This window comes from Pseudomonas sp. BS-2016, from assembly GCF_001806145.1.
Classification (GTDB): domain Bacteria; phylum Pseudomonadota; class Gammaproteobacteria; order Pseudomonadales; family Pseudomonadaceae; genus Aquipseudomonas; species Aquipseudomonas lundensis.
Map to the genome: position 1 here is coordinate 454,125 of NZ_MLCT01000013.1, position 23,009 is coordinate 477,133.

Annotated in this window: 26 protein-coding genes and 1 riboswitch; of the genes, 6 read left to right on the forward strand and 20 right to left on the reverse strand. The window is 60.9% G+C overall.

Features of this window, described 5'->3' with window-relative positions; all coding sequences use genetic code 11:
- Positions 1–311: 311 nt before the first annotated feature.
- The gene (locus tag BKD70_RS04110) at positions 312–929 is read left to right on the forward strand and encodes a hemolysin III family protein (RefSeq protein WP_047278321.1); all 618 of its coding nucleotides are present in this window, start codon (positions 312–314) and stop codon (positions 927–929) included.
- A 48-nt stretch (positions 930–977) separates the two neighbouring features.
- On the opposite strand, the gene BKD70_RS04115 is transcribed toward BKD70_RS04110, so the two are convergent.
- Positions 978–1,823, reverse strand: coding sequence for a formate/nitrite transporter family protein (locus BKD70_RS04115; protein ID WP_047278319.1), 846 nt, complete (start codon positions 1,821–1,823; stop codon positions 978–980).
- A gap of 135 nt (positions 1,824–1,958) precedes the next feature.
- Positions 1,959–2,360, reverse strand: a complete 402-nt coding sequence (locus BKD70_RS04120; RefSeq protein WP_047278318.1) for an acyl-CoA thioesterase — start codon at positions 2,358–2,360, stop codon at positions 1,959–1,961.
- A gap of 195 nt (positions 2,361–2,555) precedes the next feature.
- Positions 2,556–2,662, forward strand: a riboswitch (S-adenosyl-L-homocysteine riboswitch).
- A 22-nt stretch (positions 2,663–2,684) separates the two neighbouring features.
- On the opposite strand from BKD70_RS04120, the gene ahcY reads away from it, so the two are divergent.
- From ahcY to BKD70_RS04135, 3 genes are all read left to right on the forward strand, one after another.
- A complete protein-coding gene (ahcY, locus tag BKD70_RS04125; protein WP_047278316.1) occupies positions 2,685–4,094 on the forward strand; it encodes an adenosylhomocysteinase in 1,410 nt (469 codons plus the stop codon).
- A 103-nt stretch (positions 4,095–4,197) separates the two neighbouring features.
- The gene (gene metF, locus BKD70_RS04130) at positions 4,198–5,043 is read left to right on the forward strand and encodes a methylenetetrahydrofolate reductase [NAD(P)H] (RefSeq protein ID WP_047278314.1); all 846 of its coding nucleotides are present in this window, start codon (positions 4,198–4,200) and stop codon (positions 5,041–5,043) included.
- 333 nt (positions 5,044–5,376) lie between these two features.
- Positions 5,377–7,227, forward strand: coding sequence for a DEAD/DEAH box helicase (locus tag BKD70_RS04135; RefSeq protein ID WP_047278311.1), 1,851 nt, complete (start codon positions 5,377–5,379; stop codon positions 7,225–7,227).
- A 183-nt stretch (positions 7,228–7,410) separates the two neighbouring features.
- Here BKD70_RS04135 and BKD70_RS04140 read toward each other — a convergent pair whose 3' ends face one another.
- Together BKD70_RS04140 and BKD70_RS04145 are read right to left on the reverse strand one after the other, a co-directional pair.
- Complete coding sequence (locus BKD70_RS04140; protein WP_047278309.1) at positions 7,411–7,989, reverse strand: YceI family protein; 579 nt, start codon at positions 7,987–7,989, stop codon at positions 7,411–7,413.
- 32 nt (positions 7,990–8,021) lie between these two features.
- Positions 8,022–8,573 (reverse strand): cytochrome b, encoded by a 552-nt coding sequence (locus tag BKD70_RS04145; RefSeq protein WP_047278307.1) that lies wholly within the window; start codon positions 8,571–8,573, stop codon positions 8,022–8,024.
- 288 nt (positions 8,574–8,861) lie between these two features.
- On the opposite strand from BKD70_RS04145, the gene BKD70_RS04150 reads away from it, so the two are divergent.
- Both BKD70_RS04150 and BKD70_RS04155 read left to right on the forward strand, forming a co-directional pair.
- The gene (locus BKD70_RS04150) at positions 8,862–10,268 is read left to right on the forward strand and encodes an adenosylmethionine--8-amino-7-oxononanoate transaminase (protein ID WP_047278304.1); all 1,407 of its coding nucleotides are present in this window, start codon (positions 8,862–8,864) and stop codon (positions 10,266–10,268) included.
- A gap of 119 nt (positions 10,269–10,387) precedes the next feature.
- Entirely contained in the window at positions 10,388–11,107 is a 720-nt protein-coding gene (locus tag BKD70_RS04155) for a 16S rRNA (uracil(1498)-N(3))-methyltransferase (RefSeq protein WP_047278302.1), read from the forward strand.
- A gap of 18 nt (positions 11,108–11,125) precedes the next feature.
- Here the strand turns inward: BKD70_RS04155 and BKD70_RS04160 are convergent, their stop codons facing one another.
- From BKD70_RS04160 to BKD70_RS04235, 16 genes are all read right to left on the reverse strand, one after another.
- Positions 11,126–11,512 carry an MAPEG family protein gene (locus tag BKD70_RS04160; protein WP_047278301.1) on the reverse strand — a complete coding sequence of 129 codons (387 nt, stop codon included), beginning with the start codon at positions 11,510–11,512 and terminating at the stop codon, positions 11,126–11,128.
- 13 nt (positions 11,513–11,525) lie between these two features.
- The gene (locus tag BKD70_RS04165) at positions 11,526–12,359 is read right to left on the reverse strand and encodes a DMT family transporter (protein ID WP_047278299.1); all 834 of its coding nucleotides are present in this window, start codon (positions 12,357–12,359) and stop codon (positions 11,526–11,528) included.
- Between the two features lie 76 nt (positions 12,360–12,435).
- Positions 12,436–12,846, reverse strand: a complete 411-nt coding sequence (locus tag BKD70_RS04170; protein WP_047278298.1) for a CesT family type III secretion system chaperone — start codon at positions 12,844–12,846, stop codon at positions 12,436–12,438.
- A gap of 6 nt (positions 12,847–12,852) precedes the next feature.
- Positions 12,853–14,898, reverse strand: coding sequence for a patatin-like phospholipase family protein (locus BKD70_RS04175; RefSeq protein WP_052892219.1), 2,046 nt, complete (start codon positions 14,896–14,898; stop codon positions 12,853–12,855).
- A gap of 158 nt (positions 14,899–15,056) precedes the next feature.
- Complete coding sequence (locus BKD70_RS04180; RefSeq protein ID WP_047278297.1) at positions 15,057–15,674, reverse strand: HrpE/YscL family type III secretion apparatus protein; 618 nt, start codon at positions 15,672–15,674, stop codon at positions 15,057–15,059.
- A complete protein-coding gene (locus BKD70_RS04185; protein WP_047278295.1) occupies positions 15,653–16,279 on the reverse strand; it encodes a SctK family type III secretion system sorting platform protein in 627 nt (208 codons plus the stop codon). The genes BKD70_RS04180 and BKD70_RS04185 overlap by 22 nt, the downstream gene beginning before the upstream one ends.
- Entirely contained in the window at positions 16,276–17,031 is a 756-nt protein-coding gene (sctJ, locus tag BKD70_RS04190) for a type III secretion system inner membrane ring lipoprotein SctJ (RefSeq protein WP_047279190.1), read from the reverse strand. Before sctJ ends, BKD70_RS04185 begins: the two co-directional genes overlap by 4 nt.
- Positions 17,031–17,369, reverse strand: coding sequence for a type III secretion system inner rod subunit SctI (sctI, locus tag BKD70_RS04195; protein ID WP_047278294.1), 339 nt, complete (start codon positions 17,367–17,369; stop codon positions 17,031–17,033). The genes sctJ and sctI overlap by 1 nt, the downstream gene beginning before the upstream one ends.
- Complete coding sequence (locus BKD70_RS04200; protein WP_052892218.1) at positions 17,369–17,782, reverse strand: YopR/YscH family type III secretion effector; 414 nt, start codon at positions 17,780–17,782, stop codon at positions 17,369–17,371. The genes sctI and BKD70_RS04200 overlap by 1 nt, the downstream gene beginning before the upstream one ends.
- Positions 17,779–18,135, reverse strand: coding sequence for a YscG family type III secretion system chaperone (locus BKD70_RS04205; protein WP_094987259.1), 357 nt, complete (start codon positions 18,133–18,135; stop codon positions 17,779–17,781). Before BKD70_RS04205 ends, BKD70_RS04200 begins: the two co-directional genes overlap by 4 nt.
- A gap of 2 nt (positions 18,136–18,137) precedes the next feature.
- A complete protein-coding gene (gene sctF, locus BKD70_RS04210) occupies positions 18,138–18,392 on the reverse strand; it encodes a type III secretion system needle filament subunit SctF (RefSeq protein WP_047278292.1) in 255 nt (84 codons plus the stop codon).
- Positions 18,392–18,598, reverse strand: coding sequence for an EscE/YscE/SsaE family type III secretion system needle protein co-chaperone (locus BKD70_RS04215; protein WP_047278290.1), 207 nt, complete (start codon positions 18,596–18,598; stop codon positions 18,392–18,394). The genes sctF and BKD70_RS04215 overlap by 1 nt, the downstream gene beginning before the upstream one ends.
- A complete protein-coding gene (gene sctD / locus BKD70_RS04220) occupies positions 18,595–19,863 on the reverse strand; it encodes a type III secretion system inner membrane ring subunit SctD (protein WP_047278288.1) in 1,269 nt (422 codons plus the stop codon). The genes BKD70_RS04215 and sctD overlap by 4 nt, the downstream gene beginning before the upstream one ends.
- A 1-nt stretch (position 19,864) precedes the next feature.
- A complete protein-coding gene (sctC, locus tag BKD70_RS04225) occupies positions 19,865–21,658 on the reverse strand; it encodes a type III secretion system outer membrane ring subunit SctC (RefSeq protein ID WP_047279184.1) in 1,794 nt (597 codons plus the stop codon).
- Entirely contained in the window at positions 21,655–22,077 is a 423-nt protein-coding gene (locus BKD70_RS04230; RefSeq protein WP_047278286.1) for a YscB family type III secretion system chaperone, read from the reverse strand. Before BKD70_RS04230 ends, sctC begins: the two co-directional genes overlap by 4 nt.
- Before the next feature lie 22 nt (positions 22,078–22,099).
- Positions 22,100–22,867, reverse strand: a complete 768-nt coding sequence (locus BKD70_RS04235; protein ID WP_269468884.1) for a T3SS regulon anti-activator ExsD domain-containing protein — start codon at positions 22,865–22,867, stop codon at positions 22,100–22,102.
- Positions 22,868–23,009 lie beyond the last annotated feature (142 nt).

Consider the following 23,009-nt stretch of genomic DNA (forward strand, 5'->3'; position numbering starts at 1 on the left):
ATCCGAGCTGCTAAACCCGATCGCTGATGAGCAGCGACGGAGCGAGACTAGGCGCGTAAACCGTCAGGCGCAATGCGTTGGGGATTGTCTCGGAAAGTTCGCGCAAGGGAAAGGGATGCATCCCATGAAACTGCATGGGCAGGGCTGTGTGTGATCGGCGCGATCTTTTCGATTTAGTGGCGGCTAATCATCTGTGCAATGTTCGGCCTACCCCTCGACGAACGCCGCATTGCCCTTTAAGTTCGCAACCTTGACCCTTATCTCGTAACAAAGTGACACAGTCGCACTATCGGCTATTGAGGATGTTGCAGATGTATCACGGAGAAAAGCTCAATGCCTGGACTCACTTGCTGGGGGCCGTGGCCGCCGCAGTGGGCAGTGTTTGGTTGTTGGTCATGGCGTGCCTTGACGGCAGCCCGCAGAAGATTGTCAGCGCGGCAATTTATGGGGTCACGCTGGTGTTGCTGTACAGCGTGTCGACCGTTTATCACAGCGTGCGCGGGCGATCCAAGGTGATCATGCAGAAGTTTGATCACCTGTCGATTTACCTGTTGATCGCCGGGAGTTACACGCCGTTTTGCCTTGTGACGTTGCATGGGCCGTGGGGCTGGTCGCTATTCGGGATCGTGTGGGGCATGGCGGTGATTGGCATGCTGCAAGAGATCAAACCGCGCTCCGAGGCGCGTATTTTGTCGATTGTGATTTACGCCGTGATGGGCTGGATCGTGCTGGTGGCGGTCAAGCCGCTGATTGCCGCGCTCGGCACGGCCGGGTTTATCTGGCTGGCCACGGGCGGTGTGATGTACACGGTGGGGATTATCTTTTTTGCCCTGGATCATCGCCTGCGCCATGCCCACGGCATTTGGCATTTGTTTGTGATCGCCGGCAGCCTGCTGCATTTTGTGGCAATCGCGCATTACGTGATTTAAAGCGCCACTCGACCCGCAGGGGCGCCTTGGCCCCTGCGGTTGCAGCGATCAGCTTTTCGCGGGTTTCGGGTTGTCGCTGCGAATTTGCGCATGGCTGATCAAGGCAAAGATGAAGCTGCCGCCAATGATGTTGCCCGCCAGTGTGGGGCCGGCAAAGATCAGCCAGAAGTCCTTCCATGGCAGCTCGCCTGCAAACACCAGATACGACACTTCCGCCGTGCCGACCACGATGTGGGTGAAATCGCCCAGCGCCATCAGGTAGGTGATGAGGATGATGATCCACATCTTGGCGCTTTCCATCGACGGGATCATCCACACCATGGTCGCGATCATCCAGCCGGAAATAATGCCCTTGGCGAACATCTGGCGCGTGTCGTTTTCCATGACCTTGCGGCCGATTTCCAGAAAGGCGTTGTCGGTCCGGGTGTCGAAAATCGGCAAGTGCAGCATGACGTAGGCCACCAGCAGGGTGCCGAGCAGGTTACCCACCAGCACCACTCCCCATAGCCTGAACAGGCGCCCGAAATTGCTCAGTGTCGGTTTGCTCATGATGGGCAGCACGGCGGTGAGGGTGTTTTCGGTAAACAGTTGCTGGCGAGCCAGAATCACGGCCAAAAAGCCTGCGCAGTAGCCGAAGCTGGCAATCACTTTGAAGGCTTCGCCGCTGGGCAGCCGCGAGTTGAGCAGCCCCATGGCCATGAGCGACAGGCCCATGGTCAGACCGGCAGCCAGGGCCGACCAGAACAGGGCCGCGACGCTGCGCTCCAGTTCCTGATCGCCCTGCAAGCGGATGATTTCATGCAGCACCGCCGCACGCGGGGGCTGGTTTTTAGTGATGTCGTGCTCTTCTTCAGCCGACAGGTTGGGGGTTTTGCCGGTGTTTTGTGTGTCCATGAGGCTTCATGACCGTTAGCGTGTGTAAGCGTACGACACTGGCGGCATGAAGCTGTTCACTGTGCCCCTGCTTTACAGGGGGCTCAGCGACGCTTGAGGTTGTCCCGTGCCCGGACAGCGAGGGCGGGCGGTGGATCAGGCCTGGTTTTCATCCTGGAACTGGTCTTTGACGTATTTGATCTCGGTACGGCCATGAGGTGAGGGCAGGCCGTCTTCACCGAGGTTGACGAACACCATCTTGTCGACGGTGAGGATGCTCTTGCGCGTGATCTTGTTGCGCACTTCGCAGGTGAGGGTGATGGAGGTGCGGCCAAATTCGGTGGCGGTGATGCCCAACTCGATGATGTCGCCCTGACGGGAGGCGCTGACGAAGTTGATTTCAGAGATGTATTTGGTCACTACGCGCTGGTTGCCCAGTTGAACGATGGCGTAGATGGCGGCTTCTTCGTCGATCCAGCGCAGCAAGCTGCCGCCAAACAGGGTGCCATTGGGGTTGAGGTCTTCGGGTTTTACCCATTTGCGGGTGTGGAAATTCATGTTCACTCCTGACCGTCTGCCGTTAGATGCCGCGCATGATGTCAGACCATGGCGCCCAGCTCTATTAAGCTTCGACTATGGTCTCGATTACGCAAATGAAAAAGCCTTGGATAAAGCCTTGGGATCATCTGCCCGGATGGCTATAATCACCCCCGCTTCACAACGGTCATTGTCACCCAGTACCGTTCCCGCCACCTGTCCGAGGGGCGCTGCAGCAGGTCTTACCTGTCAGGCTCGGATGGGGCGTTGTTTGTTCAGGGCTCCCTGGGCAGGCACTCAACGCACAACGGCGCCCATTCGCGATTAAACGAATGGAGGCTCTCTATGAGCGCTGTAAACACGCCTGCAGGTTTTACCGACTACAAAGTCGCTGACATGTCCCTTGCCCCATGGGGCCGTCGTGAAACCTTTATCGCCGAGTCCGAAATGCCGGCGCTGATGGGCCTGCGTCGCAAGTATGCCGCTGAACAACCGCTCAAGGGCGCGAAGATTCTGGGCTGCATCCACATGACCATCCAGACCGCCGTACTGATCGAAACCCTGGTTGCCCTGGGTGCCGAAGTGCGTTGGTCGTCGTGCAACATCTTCTCGACTCAAGACCAGGCCGCTGCCGCTATCGCTGCTGCCGGCATTCCGGTTTTCGCCTGGAAAGGCGAAACCGAGCAAGAGTACGAGTGGTGCCTGGAGCAAACCATCCTCAAAGATGGCCAGCCATGGGATGCCAACATGATCCTGGACGACGGTGGCGACCTGACCGAGCTGCTGCACAAGAAATACCCGGACATGCTGAAGAAGATCCACGGCGTGACCGAAGAAACCACCACCGGCGTACACCGTCTGCTGGACATGCTGGCCAAGGGCGAGCTGATGATCCCGGCGATCAACGTGAACGACTCGGTGACCAAAAGCAAAAACGACAACAAGTACGGCTGCCGTCACAGTCTGAACGATGCCATCAAGCGCGCCACGGACCACTTGCTGTCCGGCAAGCAAGCTCTGGTGATCGGCTACGGTGACGTGGGCAAGGGTTCGGCCCAGTCCCTGCGTCAGGAAGGCATGATCGTTAAAGTCTCCGAAGTTGACCCGATCTGCGCCATGCAAGCGTGCATGGACGGCTACGAAGTGGTTTCGCCGTTCATCAACGGCCAGAACGACGGCACCGCCGCCAGCATTGACGCGGCGCTGTTGGGCAAGATCGACCTGATCGTGACCACCACCGGAAACGTCAACGTGTGCGACAAAAACATGCTGGCTGCGCTGAAAAAACGCGCCGTGGTGTGCAACATCGGTCACTTTGACAACGAAATCGACACCGCTTTCATGCGCAAGAACTGGGCATGGGAAGAAGTGAAGCCGCAGGTTCACAAGATCCACCGTACCGGCCCTAACGATTTCGATCCGCAGAACGACGACTACCTGATCCTGCTGGCCGAAGGCCGTCTGGTGAACCTGGGCAACGCCACAGGCCACCCGAGCCGCATCATGGACGGTTCGTTCGCCAACCAGGTGCTGGCGCAGATCTTCCTGTTCGCCCAGAAGTACGCTGACATGCCGGCTGAACTGCAAGCCGAGCGTCTGACCGTAGAAGTGCTGCCCAAGAAGCTCGACGAAGAAGTGGCACTGGAAATGGTTCGCGGTTTTGGTGGCGTGGTCACCCAGTTGACCAAGCAACAGGCTGATTACATCGGCGTCACCGTCGAAGGCCCGTTCAAGCCAGACGCTTACCGTTACTGATTAAAGAAAGGCGGCCAGGCATGCACTGACCGCCTTTTTTTTGTGTGTGAGTTCAGCGTCAGGGGTTGCTGCTGGCCCCCTGCGCGTACGCAAGGGTATTCCCATGTCTCAAGACCGTCGTTTCAGCTTCGAGTTCTTCCCGACCAAGACCGATGCTGGACATGAAAAGCTGATGAACACGGCTCGCCATCTGGCGACCTTCAACCCGGATTTTTTCTCCTGCACTTACGGTGCCGGTGGCTCTACCCGTGACCGCACGATCAATACCGTGCTGCAACTGGAGAGCGAAGTACACGTGCCTGCGGCGCCGCACCTGTCGTGTGTGGGCGACAGCAAAAGCGACCTGCGCGGCCTGCTGGAGCAGTACAAGGCTGCGGGCATCAAACGCATTGTTGCGCTGCGTGGCGACCTGCCTTCGGGCATGGGCATGGCCAGCGGTGAACTGCGTTACGCCAATGACCTGGTGAGCTTCATCCGTGAAGAGACCGGCAGCCACTTTCACATTGAAGTCGCCGCTTACCCGGAGATGCACCCGCAAGCGCGCAACTTCGAAGACGATATCAGCAACTTCGTGCGCAAAGCCCACGCGGGCGCTGACAGCGCCATCACCCAGTACTTCTTCAACGCCGACAGCTACTTCCGGTTTGTTGAGCGCGTACAGGCCGCGGGCGTCACCCTGCCGATCGTGCCGGGCATCATGCCGATCACCAACTACAGCAAGCTGGCGCGTTTCTCTGACGCGTGTGGCGCTGAAATCCCGCGCTGGATTCGCAAGCAGCTCGAAGCCTATGGCGACGACGTGCACAGCATTCAAGCGTTTGGTGAACAAGTGATCAGCGAGATGTGCGAACGCTTGCTGGACGGCGGCGCGCCGGGGCTGCACTTCTACACCTTGAACCAGTCTGAACCGAGCCTGGCGATCTGGAACAACCTGAAGTTGCCACGCTGATTCACGCGCCTGTAACCGCCGCCGCACGTTGCACGGGCGCTGGCGGTTACAGGCCGGGTGCGCTCGATGGGTACAAAACCGTTGAGCAGCATGAAATCGGCGCGTTGTGAATGCTCTGTTATACTCCGGGCTTTCCGCCAGGCTTACGCCCGGCCGCTCGTCCTTGTACAAGGCATTCAACCCCGCTACTGCGCAGCACTTGCCAGCGCGAGCGGTGCGAATGGACCTTCAGGACCGAAGCAGGACCGGACGGGATTGCGTCTCCTATAAACGCCATTCACGCCAGGCAAGACTATCCCTTTGGGCAAAGCCCTAACTAGAACAGGATTACTCATGTCCTTTGCTTCCCTCGGTCTCTCCGAGGCTTTAGTCCGCGCCATTGAAGCAGCGGGCTATACCGAGCCTACTCCGGTGCAACAGCGGGCCATTCCCGCCGTGTTGCAAGGTCGCGACCTGATGGTTGCGGCTCAGACAGGTACTGGTAAAACCGGCGGCTTCGCTCTTCCGATTCTGGAAAAGCTGTTTCCCAATGGCCACCCAGACAAATCCCAGCGTCACGGTCCACGCCAACCACGCGTACTGGTCCTGACGCCTACCCGCGAACTCGCCGCACAGGTCCACGAGAGCTTCAAGCTCTACGCCCGTGACCTGAAGTTCGTCAGCGCCTGCATCTTCGGCGGCGTTGGCATGAACCCTCAGGTTCAAGCCATGGCCCGCGGTGTAGACGTGCTGGTCGCTTGCCCCGGTCGTTTGCTCGACCTGGCGGGCCAAGGCAGTGTCGACCTTTCCCACGTTGAAATCCTGGTGCTCGATGAAGCCGACCGGATGCTCGACATGGGCTTCGTCCACGACGTGAAAAAAGTGCTCGCGCGTCTGCCGACCAAGCGTCAAAACCTGCTGTTTTCGGCGACGTTCTCCAAAGACATCACCGATCTGGCCGGCAAGCTGCTGCGCAACCCGGAGCGTATTGAAGTCACGCCGCCCAACACCACGGTCGAGCGTATCGAACAGCGCGTGTTCCGCCTGCCAGCCAGCCACAAGCGCGCCCTGCTGGCGCACTTGATCACGGCCGGTGCGTGGGAGCAGGTGTTGGTCTTCACCCGCACCAAGCACGGCGCCAACCGTCTGGCTGAATACCTGGACAAGCATGGCCTGAGCGCTGTCGCGATCCACGGCAACAAGAGCCAGAACGCGCGCACCAAAGCGCTGGCTGACTTCAAGGCAGGCACTGTGCGTATTCTGGTTGCGACCGATATCGCGGCCCGTGGCCTGGACATCGATCAGTTGCCGCACGTGGTCAACTTCGAACTGCCCAACGTGGATGAAGACTACGTTCACCGTATCGGCCGTACCGGCCGTGCCGGTCGCTCGGGCGAAGCGATCTCGATGGTTGCGCCGGACGAAGAAAAACTGCTGAAAAGCATCGAACGCATGACCAAGCAGAAAATCGCCGACGGCGACCTGATGGGCTTCGATGCCAGCACGATTGAAGCTGAAAAGCCTGAAGTGCGTGAGCGTCCGGATGTGCGTAACCCGCGCAACCCGCCGCGTGGTCCACGTGGCGATGGTCCTAATGGCGGCGGTGGCGGTCGTAAGGACAAAGGCAAAGACAAGGGTAAAGAAAAACCGGCCGCAGCCCGTGGCGAACGCCCGGCCCGTGAGCACAAACCACGCGAAGGCACACCGGCGCGTGAACCGCGTCAGCAAGCGGCCGCTGCCGTCCCGCGCCCGGACGCCAACCGTGCGCCGGACGAGTTCCGTGATGACGACGTGGACAACTTTGGTAACCGCGCTGATTACGTCAGCCCGTACCAGAACAAAAACAACCAGAGCCGTGGTCGTCGTCCGGGCGCTCCGGCGCAAGGCACCGGCGCGGCTCCGGCCGGTCGCACCGGCGGTCGTCAGAACGGTCCACGCACCGGCACGGGCGCCAGCACCGGCACGCCGCCTGCCAAACGCAGTGGCCCGCGCAACGGCGCTCCGCGTGACGGCCAGGCCCGTCGCGAGAACCGTCCAGCCCGGGATGATCGCCAGGAGCCAGCCGTTAAAGGCCCTCGCGAGAATCAGCCTAAGATCATGCACAAAGAGTCGAAAAGCGATCGCTTCCCGACCCCTGAGCAGCTCGATCAACTGCCGAACCGTCCTCGCGGTGAGAAGCCAGCCTTGCTGACCCGCAACCGCTGAGTGACTGACGAATAAAAAACGCCCTCCATCGCAAGATCGGGGGCGTTTTTTTGTGTCGCCAAACATGGCCTCGCCCCTCGCCGTTCGCTCATCAGACGCGGGCCAAGGGGGGAATCCCACGCACAAAAAAACGCCCTGGCTCTCACAAGCCGGGGCGTTCTTTTTAGCCGTGTGTACGCGCTATTACTTGTTCTTTGTACCTTCCAGCGTGATGTCCAGGTCCAGGGTCTGAGACGTAGGGCCCGGGCCTTTGATGCCGAAGTCGTTCAGGTTCAGGGTCGTGGTGGCGTTGAAGCCAGCACGTTCGCCGCCCCATGGATCTTTGCCTTCGCCGTTGAACGTTGCCTTGAATGTCACGGGCTTGGTCACGCCGTGCAGGGTCAGGTCACCGGTGACGTCAGCTGTTTTCTCGCCCGTCGGCACGACTTTGGTCGAGACGAACTTGGCTTCCGGGTACTTGCTCACGTCCAGGAAGTCTTTGCTGGCGATGTGCTTGTCACGTTCAGCGTGGTTCGAGAACAGGCTGGCGGTCTTCAGGGTCACGTCGATTTTGCTGTCAGCAGGCTTGGCAGCATCCCAGGAGAATGTGCCGCTCCAGTCTTTGAACGTACCGTGAATGAAGCTGTAGCCCAGGTGGCTGATTTTCCAGTCGATAAAGGCGTGCTGACCTTCTTTGTCGATGGTGTAGTCAGCAGCCATTGCCTGGCCGGCGGACAACAGTGCAGTACCCAGTGCCAAAGCGGCGAGAGTCTTTTTCAACATGCGTTCTATTCCTTTTGAGTTGAGGTTGAACATCAGGCTTTGCGTCCCAGCATACGAGTCAGGGTCGCATCACGATCGATAAAGTGGTGCTTGAGAGCGACTAGACCATGCAAACCGGCAAAGATCACCACGGCCCACGCCAGGTACAAATGCACGACACCGGCCACATCCGCCTGGTCAGGCAGGTTTGAAATCAGTGCCGGTACTTCAAACAGCCCGAATACTGGGATGCCAACGCCTTCGGCGGTGGAAATCAGGTAACCGGCGATCATTACCGCAAACAAACTTAGATACAAAAAACCATGGCCGAGCTTGGCGCCAATGCGTGTGGCACGGCTGTAGCTGGCCAATGCAGGCGGTGCCGGACTGATCCAGCGCCACACCACGCGAATGACCATCAGGGCCAGTAGCGTCAAACCGATGCTTTTGTGCAGGTCCGGGGCTTCCTTGCGCCAAGGGCTGTAATAGTCGAGACCGACCATCCACAATCCCAGGGCAAACAGGCCGAACACGGCCAGGGCAATAAACCAATGCAAGAAAATACTGACCGCACCGTAGCGAGAAGAAGAGTTGCGTAGCTGCATTGCCAACATCCTGTAGGAACTTGGGCCTAAGACTAATCGTTTACCTATCGAATGAAAGCGCATTTTTTTGCTGGAAGGTATCGATAAATACGATCTGTAGCCTGGGAGGAAGGTATTAAGAAAACATTAACGATGATTCATGACTCCCCGGCGACGGCGGTCGTCAGCACACCATAGAAGCGATACGCATTGTTGCAAGTGCAATGACTTGTTACGAACTCGCGCATTGCATAGGCTTGCGCGATTGTTTGCCCGCACACGCCGGGAGCCAGCGCCAGGAGAGTGGAAATGGGCCTGAATAATCAGTGGATGCAGCGCGATTTAGCCGTTTTATGGCACCCCTGCACCCAAATGAAAGATCACGAGCAATTGCCGCTTATCCCGATCAAGCGCGGTGAGGGCGTGTGGCTCGAAGACTTTGAAGGCAAACGCTACCTCGATGCCGTGAGCTCGTGGTGGGTCAACGTGTTCGGGCATGCCAACCCGCGCATCAATCAGCGCATCAAGGATCAGGTCGATCAGCTGGAGCACGTGATTCTGGCCGGGTTCAGCCATCAGCCGGTGATCGAGCTGTCGGAGCGTCTGGTGAAGATGACGCCAGACGGCCTGACCCGCTGCTTTTATGCCGACAACGGTTCGTCCTGCATAGAAGTGGCGCTGAAAATGAGCTTTCACTACTGGCTCAACCGTGGTCAGCCGAACAAAAAGCGCTTCGTGACCCTGACCAACAGCTATCACGGCGAGACCATGGCAGCGATGTCGGTGGGCGATGTGCCGCTGTTCACTGAAACCTACAAGGCGCTGCTGCTCGACACGATCAAAGTGCCCAGCCCCGATTGCTACCTGCGCCCGGACGGCATGAGCTGGGAAGAACACTCGCGCGTGATGTTCATGGCCATGGAGCAGACCCTGGCCGAGCACCACGCCACTGTGGCCGCCGTGATTGTCGAGCCGCTGATTCAGGGGGCGGGGGGCATGCGCATGTACCACCCGGTGTACCTTAAATTGTTGCGCGAAGCCTGTGACCGTTATGGCGTGCACTTGATTCACGACGAAATCGCGGTGGGCTTCGGTCGCACCGGGACGATGTTCGCGTGTGAGCAGGCCGGTATCACTCCCGACTTCCTGTGCCTGTCCAAGGCATTGACCGGCGGTTACTTGCCCTTGGCGGCCTGTGTGACCACCGACGAGGTTTACAGCGCCTTCTACGACGACTACCCGACCCTGCGCGCCTTCCTCCATTCCCACAGCTACACCGGCAACCCGCTGGCGTGTGCGGCCGCGTTGGCCACGCTGGACATCTTCGAGCAAGACGATGTGATCGAGCGCAACAAGGCCCTCGCGCAGCGCATGGCCAGCTCGACGGCGCATTTGGCGGATCACCCGCATGTGTCGGAAGTGCGTCAGACCGGCATGGTTCTGGCGATTGAAATGGTCCAGGACAAGGCCAGCAAAACGGCGTACCCGTGGCAGGAACGCCGAGGGCTCAAAGTGTTCCAGCATGCGCTGGAACGTGGCGCGTTGTTGCGTCCGCTGGGCAGCGTGGTGTATTTCTTGCCGCCTTACGTAATCACCCCGGAGCAAATCGACTTTCTGGCCGAAGTGGCCAGCGAAGGCATCGACATCGCGACCCGCAGCGACATCAGCGTGGCCGTACCGGCGAACTTTCACCCGGACTTCCGCGACCCGGGCTAGGGGCTGTTCCCGTGTCACCGCGACGCGGCTTGCAATGAAACGGGGAACAGACCCTCGGGTTATTTTCTTCAGATGCGCGCACGTTCGCGCCTGAAGCGCACATTTTTCAGAGAAAACACATGAGATTGTCCCGTTTCTTCATCGATGCGCCGTTGAGCCTCGGTGAGCATGAATTGCCTGAGGCTCAGGCGCATTACATAGGCCGCGTGCTGCGCATGGCCGAGGGCGATGCCCTGCAAGTGTTCGACGGCTCGGGTCACGAGTTCCTCGGGCGCTTGCTGGAAGTTGGCAAAAAACGCGTGCGCGTGCTGCTGGAAGAAACCTTCGCCGGGCAAGTCGAGTCGCCGCTGGCCATCCATCTTGGCCAGGGGCTGTCCCGTGGCGAGCGCATGGACTGGGCGATTCAGAAAGCCACCGAGCTTGGGGTCAACGAAATCACGCCGATCATGAGCGAGCGCTGCGAAGTGCGGCTCAAGGACGAACGCGCCGATAAACGCCTGGCCCACTGGCGTCAGGTGGCGATCAGTGCATGTGAGCAATGCGGGCGTTCACGGGTGCCGGTGATTCATCCGCCGATGCTGCTCACTGACTGGATCAACAGCACGCAAGCCGACCTCAAGCTGGTGCTGCATCCGGTCTCCGCGCCGCTGGCCAGCCATGCCAAACCGTCACGCTTGGCGTTCCTGATCGGGCCGGAAGGCGGCTTGACCGACCCTGAAGTCGACCAGGCCCAGGCGGCGGGCTATCAACCGGCGCGCCTCGGCCCACGGGTGTTGCGTACCGAAACCGCCCCGGTGGTCGCGCTGGCCGTGGCTCAGCAGTTGTGGGGCGACTTCTGACACGCAGGCGTCAAGTGTTTACATCGACACGAAGAAAAAGCTGACGATCAGCCCCATGCCGATGAACCACACCAGCGAACGCAGCAGTGCCCAGTCCGCCAGGTAGCAAATGATGTACAGCAAGCGGCTGGTGATAAACAGCACGGCCAGTACATCAATCGTGACGGGCTGGGCGTTGCCGACGATGTCGGCAATGATCACGGCGGCGGCAAACGCCGGGGTGACTTCGAAGCTGTTGAGTTGGGCGCTGTGGGCGCGTTTGGCGAACCCGTCGAGGGTGTCGAGAAACGCGCGCGGGTCATGGTTTTGTCGAGGCCCGAACTTGCCGCCGCTGAACTTGGCCACCGCGGTACACACGTACGGCAGACACAAGGCAATCAGTACACACCAGAAGGCAACCGTCATTGGAATTTCCTTTTTAGAGTTTCATCACGAGCATGCCGATCAGCACCAGCCCACAGGCTAAGAGTCTGGGCCCGCCAAAAGGTTCTTTGAGGTAGCGCATGCCGAACAGCACCACCAAGATCACGCTGACCTCGCGCAAGGCCGCGGCTTCGGCAATCGAGCCCAGTTGCATCGCCCACAGCACCAGCGCATAGCTGACCAGCACGCACACCCCCACCGCCAACCCCAACCGCCATTGCGTGCGCCAGAACAGCGTGAACGCGGCACGTTTGCGGGTGATTGCCAGCAGCGGGAACGGCCACGCGCTGATGAGCGTCAGCCACACCAGATAATCCAGCGGGTGCGACCAGCGCTGTAGCGCCTGACCATCAAGAAAGGTATAGCAGCCAATGCACAGGCCGATGAGTGCGACCACCGGCAGCATTGACCACGGCAGACGATCACCGCCGCCGCCCTGCCACAGCAGGCACGCCATGCCGCACGGAATCAGGAGGATGCCGATGATTTGCTGACCGCTCAGTGCTTCTGCGGCAAACGTCAGGGTCAGCGCCAGCACCACCAAGGGCGAAAGGCCGCGCATCAGCGGGTACACCAGCCCCAGGTCCCCCACCCGGTAGGCGCGGATCAGCAGCACGCGGTACAGCAACTCGAAGAGTGCGGACGCCAGAATCCACGGCCAGATAGCCAGCGGCGGGAACGACACAAACCCCACCAGCACGGCGACAACCAGCAGTGCCACGGTGTCCATGCAGGCGATGACCAGCAGGCGCTCGCCGCTGAATTTGATCAGGGTATTCCAGACCGCATGCAACACGGCCGCGATCAACACCAATAAAGTGGCCAGCACCCCGTGCTCCTTAATGCGATGGGACGACGGCTGTTTATACGTCAAACAGTCGTCGGCGCGGGCACCGTGTGTGGGGTCAAACGAATAATCGTGCGCCCGACGCAGGCCGGGGCTGATCCGGCACGGCCTCCAGCAACGGGCTCAAATGCCTGTGACCCTGACACAGCTTGGCGTACCAGTTATTCAGGGTCGGCACATCGACGTGCCCTTCCTGAACCTCGACCCACAGCACCAGATCCCCGGCGCTGTCTGCCGCCACATGCACCGGCGCCAGTGCTGAAAAGGGCCCGTTGGCTTGCAGCAATTGCAGCTGCACACCCAGTAGCATCGGGCTGGGCAGGCGTCCCAGGCGCATCGCCATCAGCCAGCCGCCCGGCACTTTCTCCAGCACCAGTTCGGGGTCATCCGCGACTTGCAGGCGGCAGGTTTCGGCATTGTTCGCGGGCAGTTGGATGCCCCATTGGTCCAGCCAGTGTTGCACGCTCATGTGTGTTTACTCCGCCATCCGCCAGGCTTTGGCCATTTCAATCGTGGGGGAGCTCAACGGCTTGCTCCACGGCTTATTGCGCGCGCCATAGTTGTCGATGATGTCGTCGAGCACCTGATTGACCTGCGCCGCCGTCGTGGCCCGGGCCAGGCTGTGTTCAGCGCGGCGTAGCAAGGCGACGTTGGAGTCCGGCTGACCGGCGCGGTACAACGACGGGTAAATGACTTCTTTGCGGATGTTCTCGGCCACCACGGCCACGGTCCGCACCTGCATTTCTTCGATCGCGGCCTTGAGCACTGGCGACTCGATGGCCTGCCCGCGCACGGCGCTGAGCAATTGCTGATGATCCACGTTGTCGGCGTGGTTCAGTTCCTTGGCCAGCCACTCTTTGCGCTCCGGCGTACTGGCCAGCGCGTCGAGTTGGGTGAAGGCCGCCCGCATCTGATCGTTGAACGTCAGCCCGGCCGGTGTGCCGTTCTGCGCCACAATCGCCACGGTCAATTCGCTGAACGCCTCGCGTGCCTGCTGACGGAACTGCAACACGTCCCCGGCCTGGGCGGGGTTTTGGGCGGCGAGGCTGGTGAGCATGTCATCGTCCAGCGCGTTCAAGGCGGCCTCCATGGACGCGAACGTGTACTGCTCGCGCGTCTGGGCACGCTGCTCAAGATGGCCGCTGACCGCCTGATCGAGACGTTCTTGCAGGTGATTTTTGACATCCCCCGGCATGCTGAAATTCAGCGTGCCGCCAAACGTGGTGCTGAAGTCGCCCTTGTCCGTTTTCAGCGGCACGATCACGGTCTGGTCGTCGTGCGCGGCCAGCGCTTCGTTTTGCAGAATCAGCCGGGCGGCCACCGGAGCGCCCACCATCCAGTCCGTGAGCGCGCCGCCGAAACGATCGCCACGGTCCGGCTCCACGCCTTCTTCTTCCTCAAACATGAGGATCAGGTTGTCTGACTGGCGCAGCGGGCTGGTGCTGAACGTCCTGTCGACCATTTCCGGGACGGGCACGTTAAGCATCACGCCGCCGTCCTTGAATGCCGTGTGTTCACCTTCGACCTGGAACGGTTGCGCCTGTTCGTCCACCGGCTTGAACACCACCGGGAAGGAGCCGGAAATATGCGCGGCCCGCGCAATGCTCATGTCCGGCGTGAGGCTGGCATTGAACACCACCATCTGGGGGCGACCTTCGTACATTGCGGTGCCGGTGATGTTCAGTTCCTTGATCTGCGGGATGTGCTGGCTCAACAGTTTGAGGTCGCCAAACGTGACCGCGCCGCCCTGCTCCAGTTTGTGGGCAATGGCCGCAACGGCCGGTTGGCTGGCCACCTGCGGGTGAGCGCTGATCTGGTTCAGAACGGCTTTGGACGACTCGTCGCGAATGACTTTTTCCAGCGGCAGGGCTTCGGACTGAACCCGTGGCAACACGTTGAGAATCAGCTGGGTGAAGCTGCCGACCTTGGGCAGGTATTTGTGCGCCAGATTGCCGATTTCCGTGCAGATGCGCTGGAACAGCTTGTGTTTTGTGTGGGTGCTGTCGAGCAGTGAAATCAAGTCCATGCCATCGGACAGGGTCTTGAATTCGCCCGCGCCCATGCCCGATGCCAGCAGCGCTGCTGTGATGCCGCCTGCGGACGACCCCGACATGCTGCGAATGCCGTCGAGTGCGCCGTTGTCTTCCAGCGCCTTGATCGCGCCCGGATAGGCGGCCCCTTTGGCACCGCCCCCGCTGAGCACCAGGCTGGTCAACGGCGGGCGGCTGAGTTCCAGCTGCGCCACGCCATTGTCGAATTCACGCAGGGTCAATTGGCGCTGACCGACCTGTTGCGCCACGGTGTGCGCAGCCCCTTGCGGCAGCGGGGTCAGCAGCTTGATACGGCCGATGTCCGGCAGTTGGTCTTTGATCACAATCCCCGACGCGCTCTTCAGTGCGCTGGTCAGGCTTTGGCCGACCGGGTCAGTGGATAACGTGGCTTTGGGCGCTTGCGCGGCAGGGGGTGCAGGTGTGGCGATGGCGGGGTTGAGACCGGCAGGCGGGGTGGACTGAATTTTCATATGCGCTCCTTGGAGGACCTGAGTTCCTGGATGGCGCAAAGCTTAAGTGAATCGTTTGAAGGGCTTTTTTAGTATCAGGCGCATTTTTGTCACTTTGCACGAGCGCCTTGAAAATGAATGACGCTCACCACCTCGCCTGCCGGTGCTGCGCCGGATTTTCAGCGCTCACGGGATTGTGTCAGGGCCGTTGCCAGCGCTGCCAATTGCCCGTCGACACTGGCGTCGATGATGCCGATTTCGGTCTCCAGAATGCAGCCGCCTTCGTCCAGCCGGGCGTCGGCCACTACGTCCACATACCCCACTTCCGGGAAGTCCTTGAGGATGTGCGAGACGCGCTCGCGCACAGCGCTCACTTGCTCGGGCTGGACGTGCAGGATCACTTGTTTCTGATTGCTGACCAACGACAACGCTTCGCGGGTCACGCTCAGCGCCAGCTCGGTGTTGTCGTACTGCTTGAGGATCTTGCGCACCGCGTGCAGCACCACATCGCTCATCTTTTGCTCGACCGCGCGGTAGTACTGGTTGCATTGCAGCAAGGTTTCCTGGATCAGCGTGGCCTGCGAGGTGCGCGCCTCGTCGACGCCCGCCTGCCAGCCCAGGGCCTTTTGTTGTTCGTAGACGTCCCGCGCGCCTTGCTCGATGGCTTGCGCCCGTTCCCGGGCCAGTTCCACCAACTGATTGGCGGTCAGGTAGGCCTGATAGTCGGCACTGCGCAGCACCACTTGATCTGGCGCCAAGAGCACTTGATCACTTTTTATTTCAATAAATGGCAACATTCCGGACTCACCTGTCGAGCAACTTTGAGGCACAGCGCCTGCGCCAGCGCGGGGTTTTCGGCGGGTAACGCGGCGTAACGCGAGGGCGGCCCCGGCGGCAGGCGTACACGCAAGCGGCGGGCACAGCCGCTGTCGATGTCACCGGCTGCACTGAGCCAGAACTCCAGACCGCAGGTTTGCAGATAGCCCCCCAGGTCGCCGTCCGGCAACGTGCCCTGCCAGCCCGTCGGCCATGGACCGATGATCACGTCCAGCTGTTGCAGGCAATACCGGTGACCGGTTTCACCCAGCGCCGCGCGAACCCGTTGCGCCGCGCTGGCGGTCAAGGCCTGGCGCAACGCCTGCCCATGCAACAGGCCGCCCAGGCAACGCAAGGTATGCTGCAGCGCGACCTGCCCGAACAGCGCCAAGCCGCCGAGCCGGGGAGGCAGTTGGTAGTCAGTCGGCAACCCCAGTTCATCGAGCAGCCAGGCGTTGATTGCACTGCGCTGGCGCCAGTCCGGCAGCGCCTTGCGCACCGCCAGCAAGGCCGTGGGCACGTGCCCCTCGTCAATGTAGCGGGCCGGGCAGAAGCGCAGCTGATAGGGCGTCAGGCAGCGGGTCATGCTTGAGTCCGGTGCCACATGAACTGCGCCGCATTGCTCACCAGCAGCAGGGCGACCATCACGCCAAACAGGCCGATCAGCCGCCCCCGGGAATCTTCGGTGACTTGAATCGAAAACAGGGTGTCGTAATGCGGTGCCAAGGGCACCTGACGCACGTCCGCCGACGGCACCAGCACCACGCTGATCCGGTCGTAACTCAAGCCCTCGATGCCGTTGTTGACCAATTGTTTGATCTGCGGGATGTAGGCGTCGAGCTGGATGTCCGCAGCGTGCTTGATAAACACCGAGGCGGAGGCCGGTGAGGACTTCTTGCCCAGCCCGTCACGTTCTTCTGGCAACACCACATGCACCCGCGCCACCAGCACGCCATCGATTTCAGACAGCGTGCGGGAGATTTCCTGCGCCTTGGCGTAGTTCAGGCGCGCCCGTTCTTCGACCGGAGATGAAATCAGCCCGTCTTTGGGGAACACGTCCTTGAGTGTCGAAAAGCTTTCACGCGGATACCCTTTGCGCTTGAGGGCATCCACGGCTTCAGCGATGTCCGACTCTTCCACCAGCAATTTGATTTTGCCGTCCTTGTCTGGCTGTTTGTCGGCCGAAATGCCTTCGGAGCGCAGCAGGGCCAGCATCTCGTTGCCTTCCTTTTGGCTGACACCGGCGTACAGCTCGATCTTGCACCCGGCGAGCGCCAGCACGGCGGCCAGCAGCAGGCCGCGCTGCACGGTTTTCAAAGCGGTTCGAACACGGCGCATCATTGGGTCTTCATCAAGGTTTCGACGTTCTGGCTCATACGTCCGACGGTCTTGGCGATCAGTTCTTCCTGCATGCTGATGCGCATCAACGACCACTGCATCTGCATCAGGCTGTTGGGGTCGTCACCGGGGGTCGACAGTTGCACTTTCAGCGCTTCTTTGGCCTCGGTGAACTGCTCTTTGATGTGCCCGATTTCACTTAAAAAACTGCCGCCCAGGCTGTCGGCCCCGTTGCTCATGGCGTGATCAAAGTCTGCAACCTGCGCGGCATTGGCTTCGGCCGGTTGGAGTTCTTCAAGGCTGGTAACCACCGATTGGCTGATCTGGCTGATGTCCATTACGACTCCAGGTCGGGTTTATGGGTGTAGCGCGTCAGGTTGTCGATCATCCCGGCCAGCGGGATGACGTGCCTGAGCTCGGTGTTGATGACGCGGCTCGCGGCGGTGGTGTCCGGCAGCGGTTTGATCTCGCCCAACACCCGCAGCAGCGCGTCTTGCTGTTGCTTGGCAAACGGTGCTTCTTGCTTGATGAGGTCCTTGAGTGCCGCACGCGCCTGGCGCTCGTTGTCACGGTGGGCGTCCAGGGTTCTCAGCACCCGCAGCGCCACCGGACTCACGGGGTTCGCCACCTCGGCGGGCGCGTGCATGGCTTGTTCAAAGGCGTGCGTGTCGGCTGTTTGTGCCGACCGCACAGGGTGGGCAGCCGGTGGCGACAGACCGCGATTGAGCGTCAGGGGGTCGAGCGGGTTCATGCGTGCTCCGGATGACGCATACCCTCGGCAAACTGCACCAGGCGCGGGTCATCGCTGAGCGCCAGGTGCGCCAGGCGTCGGTCCAGTGCTGACCCCATGCCCAGGCGCCATTCGCACAGCGCCAGCCAGGGCGACAACGAGGGCCAGTCCTGATCCTTGCCCTGGCCTTCAAGCAACGCCTGTTGATAATCACCGCGGTTCATCAGGCTGCAGAGGCGGATCAGGCACGCGGCTTCGGAGTGTTTTTCGACCTGATCCAGCCACTCAGCGATGTGCAGGGCCTGCGCATGACAATGGTGCCCGGTGCCCGCCAGCGCGACTTCGGCCAAAAGCCCTTTCAATGAACTGTCCATAATCAAATCTTCTGCAAAATGCTCTGCATGAGGTCTCTCATGGAGCGGGTCACGGTGGAGTTGATGTTGTAGATCACCGACCATTTATTGAGCTTGTGTTGCAGGTCGGCCAACACTGCCGGGTTATCGCCGTTGTCGTTGCTGAGCGCCGTAATGGCGTTTTTCACGTCCGTGTTGGCGGTGTTCGCCTGCGCTTTGATCTGCTCGGCAACCTGATCGAGGGTGTTGGTGGTGTCGTTGGCAAAAATGGCGGCCATCAGCAGGCTCCTTTGAGGGTGTCGAGGATGCTCAGGGCGGCTTCGAGTGCCTGCGCTTCCTGTTGCCATTGCTGGTATTGCGCAGGCGTCGCGCCTTTGTGCAGGCGCTGTTTGCAGTCGTTTTGCGCGCTTTGCAGCGTAGCGCGCACCTGCGCGTGATAGCCCGCGCCTTCACGGCTCAGGCGTTCCTCCAATGCGGTCATCATTGCGTTTGTCCCTTGAGGTGGATGATGAATTGCTGTTTGCCGCGACTGACCACAATCGCTTCGTCTGTGATCGACAACACGCGAACGCCGTTGGGGGTTGAAGCGTTTACCGGGTATTTCTGACTGTCGTTGAGCACCACGTAGGGCACTTTGCCCAGTGACACGCCGCGTACCACGAAGGCCAGTTCTTCAGCGCTGCCACGGCGTGAGCGGTTAATCAGTTCCAGCGTCGGGCTGGCGCCGAACTCGCGGCGGAACGTGCGTTGCAGTTGTGCAAAGTCATTCAACTGGCGCTCATCCAGCTGGCCGCGCAGCTCAATGCGCTCGCCGTGATCGCGATAGCTCAGCGCCGAGGTCAGGTGTGCGTCGCTGAGCAGTTGTTCCAGGCGCTTGATGTGCGAACCGGCGAGCCGCACGCGGTTCTCGACGCCCATCAGGCCGGGCACGTCGGCCATCAGCAGGGTGTCGATGTTGGCCCAGTGGTCGTCTTGTTCGGCCAGTTCGCCTTCGAGCATGATCCAGCCGGCTTTTGACGAGGGCGTGCTGCGCACCCGCGAGTAGCCGAATTTTTGCAGGATGAAGTCCACGCCCTGACGCACTTCTTCCATGCTGCGCAATTCCAGCCGATAACTCAGCCCGCTTTTTTCAAGGTATTGGGTGAGCAGCAAGCGGCTGCGGTTGTCATCCAGATACCCGGTCAGCAACACACCGCCATCGGCTTGCGGGGCTTCAATCTGCACGTGCTGATAGGGCTTGTCGCTCAAGAACGTCTGCAACCCCAGCAGCGGATCTTCATCGGCCGTGCTGTGGTTGACGCTGGACCACGGGTCGCTCATCAAGCCGATCAACAGCACCACCAGCACAACGCTCAACCCCGCCATCACGCGACCGCTCCAATGCGCAGGGTGGCGTGGGGCCCGACGTTCCTGTGCCCGGCCGATCACCTGTTGCAGCGGCGCGAAGGCGCGTTCCTGCGCGCAATACGCCCAGCTCAAGGGGCCGCATTGCTGCATGGCCAAGGCGTGCAGCCCCGTGCCCGGCTGCACGGGCAGGCCGTCCTCGGTCGGCTCACACGCGGCGTCCCATTCCAGCAAGCGCACCCCTTGCGGGTCGACCTCCAGCAACAGGTGCATGGCCGCGATACCGTCGTCCACCAGCACCAGGTCGGCGCTCAGCGGGTCTGAACCGATCACCACCCGACCGGCGCTCAGGGGCACTTCGGCCCCTTGATTCAAGCCGCTGTAAAACCGGATTTTCCAGCCCATGTCAGGGGCGCTTCAGCGGGCGGACGCAGTGCGTTGCCGCGTCATCGCACGCGCCTTCAATCACGCGCCAGCCGCGGCTTTCGCCGTCCATGCGACACGCGGACAACCGTGAGCTTTTGCCCGCCTGTTGCAGTGCGTTTTGCAGCAATTGCGCGGTGGCCAGCGCCTGGCACTGGGTGGCGCCAATCGCGTTGGCCAGCTCCAGGCTCTGGTTGGACAGTTGATCGACATTGAGCAAACCGTCGAGGTAGCCCCGTTGGCTGCCCAGGGCTGCGTAATGGGCCAGCCCGTCGTCAATCAGGCGCGGTTCGATCAGAAACAGGCGCACCGAGCGCCGCACGGTGTTGGACTGAAAGCGGAACAAGGCGCCAAGGTACGGAATGTCCCCCAGTAACGGCACTTTGCGCACGCCTTCGCTGAGTTCGTCGCGGTGGATCCCGCCAATCAACAGGCTTTGGCCATGGCCGACGCGGGCCACGGTGTCGACCACGGTACGGTTGATGGTGGGGATGCCTTCGGGGCCGGAGCTATTGGGTTTTTGGCTGCCGTCTTCGATGTGCAGGCTCAGGCTGATCTCCGGCTTATCCCCTAACTGAACCACCCGCGGGGTCATTTTCAACATGGTGCCGTAGGTGATGGACTTCAGTTCAGCGACGCGTTCGCCGGTCACTTTCACGTAATAGGTTTCGCTGTGATCGATCACCGCGAGGGTGTTTTCCTGCGTCAGCAAGGTCGGGCGCGACCCCACCTGAGCGCGGCCCTGACTTTGCAGCAGGGTGACGCGGGCCATCAAAAAGTCGAGGCCGCGGCTGTCGACCAGGCTTGCGCCAGGGGCTTGCGCGCCGGGTGCGCCGGAGCCGCTGGTGCGGATGTCGATGACTTTCTTTGGCCCCAGCCCAATCCCCACATGCCAGTCGACCCCGAGTTCGGCAAGGTTTTCGGCGTTGATGTCGACAATCGATAGCGCGACTTCGATGCGCGCCGAAGGCCGGTCCAGCGCTTCAATCAGGCGTTTGTACATGGGCATGCGTTCGGCGCTGTCGCGCACCACGATCGCGTTCAATGACGGTTCGGCCTGAATCACCGCGCGCCCGGAGCGCAGCGGTGCGCGGCTGCCGTTCGCCTGGCCGTCCACCGACACCACATTGGCGTCACCCAGCACGTTGGCCAGAATGGTGGCCACGCCCGGTGCCTGAATGTCGTCTTCGCGGTACTTGATTTGGCGGTCTTCGGCCGACGCGTATTTGAGGGGAAAGATTTCCACCGACACGTCGCCGGTCTTTTCGCTGCGCAGGGTGGATTGTTGTTCCAGCGCCTGCGCGGTCTGCTCTACCAGTTCCAGGTATCGGGCCGGGCCCGACACATAGACCAGCCGTCCATCGCCGCCCGAACGCCAGCCGAATGTCGGCTCCCACACGCCCGCGGCCTGTAACGCCTCTTGCAGGTCGGACTCGGTGACCTGTTCGAGCTTGATCAGCCGCGACTGCATTTCCGTGCTTTTGAAGACGTACAGCACCGCGCCGTCGTAGTACCAGATCAGGTTGTAGAGCGCGGTCATCTGTTGCAAAAAGGCTTGTGGGGTGGGCAGGTCGAAACGGCCGCTGACTTGATCGTTGACCTTGTCGCTGACAATCACCGGGCTGTCGTAATTGGCCCCGAAGTTAATCAGCACATCGCGCAGGTTTTCACCCTGCGCCACGTAGTGGTAAGGCACTGGCGCCCAGTCCAGTTCCTGAGCCGTGGCGGGGCAGGCGGCACTGGCCAGCAGCCAGGCGGCAACGCGCAGCCACTTCATGGGCGCCATAAGGTGGGTGTCCACTGCGGTGGGCGCTCAGCCTGCTGCAAACCGGGCTTGAGGGACTCAAGAATGCCCACCTGCGCTGCCAGCACACGCTCAAGTTCATCCAGCTCAAGGGAGGCGAACTCAAGGCGGGCTTCGAGCAGCAGGCGGTCGTTTTCGTCCAGCACCAGGGCTTGGGGGTAGTGGCGGCTCCAGCGGGTCACGTGTTCCAGCACGTCGCGCAACACCTCGCGCTGCCCCGCTGCGTCGGCACGGGCTTGCCAGTCCAGCGGGCTATGGACGATCAGGTCTGCCCCCTGGCGGGCCAGAAACAGGCTGTGGCCATCGATGCGCAGGTGGTAGGCACCCGTTTGATCGGCAACAAAAGGCCCTTGGCCGGTTCGCGCGGCCAATCCAGTCAGTAAACGTTCCATGAGTCCTCAGTGCCGCGGTTGGTCAGGCGCCTTGCCAGTAAAAGTGATCCTGGGCCTGACACAGGCTGCGTTCGTGCAGCCAGTGCTGCACGGCGTCGGCAGCGCTGGCGTCTGCGTCGAGCCTGATCAGGGGTTCCCACAGGGAAATAAGCGCCAGCGGCACCGGTGAAAAACCGTCCAGCTTGCCATCGGCCAGCAGCACGGCCACGCCTTGATGCCAGTTGGGCCACGCTGCGCGGGCCTGTTCGGAAATGGCGCCCAGCTTGCGTGCCAGCGCGGCTATTTCGATTTCGGTTTCAGCTTGGCGGCGAGCGACGGCTTGCAGCTCCTCGTCGACCAGTTGCGGGTCGGCATCGGTGGCCTGACGCCAGAATTGCGCCTTGATGCGCAATTGCCGCGACTGGGTTTCGAACTCGATCAACGAAGCGCGCCAGCTGGGAATGGCTTCGTCAAACAGGCTTTCCCACCAGCTGTACACCGGCAGCAATACCCAGTCGATCAGGGTTTGCGGGCAGGCCAGGTTGATGCGGTCGCCCAGCCAGTTACACCAGTTCTCGCCTTGTTCGCTGGCCTTGCGCAACACCAACTGCACATCCCCGCGTTCCAGGGCCATGCCGCGGGCCAGACGCTGCTGTAACCAATGGGACTGAAACAGTTGCTCCAATTGCTCGCGGGGCAACAGGCGTTGCATGAGCATCAGTTGCCGGGCGCTGATGATGTCGCTATCACGGTAAATCTTGCCCGAAATACAACCGGCGACACTTCCCCGCGCACGAGCATCCTGGCTCACGACAGAGACGCGCCGGCCGGCGAACATCCCTTGGCGGGGACTTTGATTAGGGTCTTCCTGGCTCATTCTCTGCCTTGACTGTTTTGTTTCGTGACACGCACATCAGGGGCCTGCGTTGCGGGTCAATCTTACGGGTGAGTGG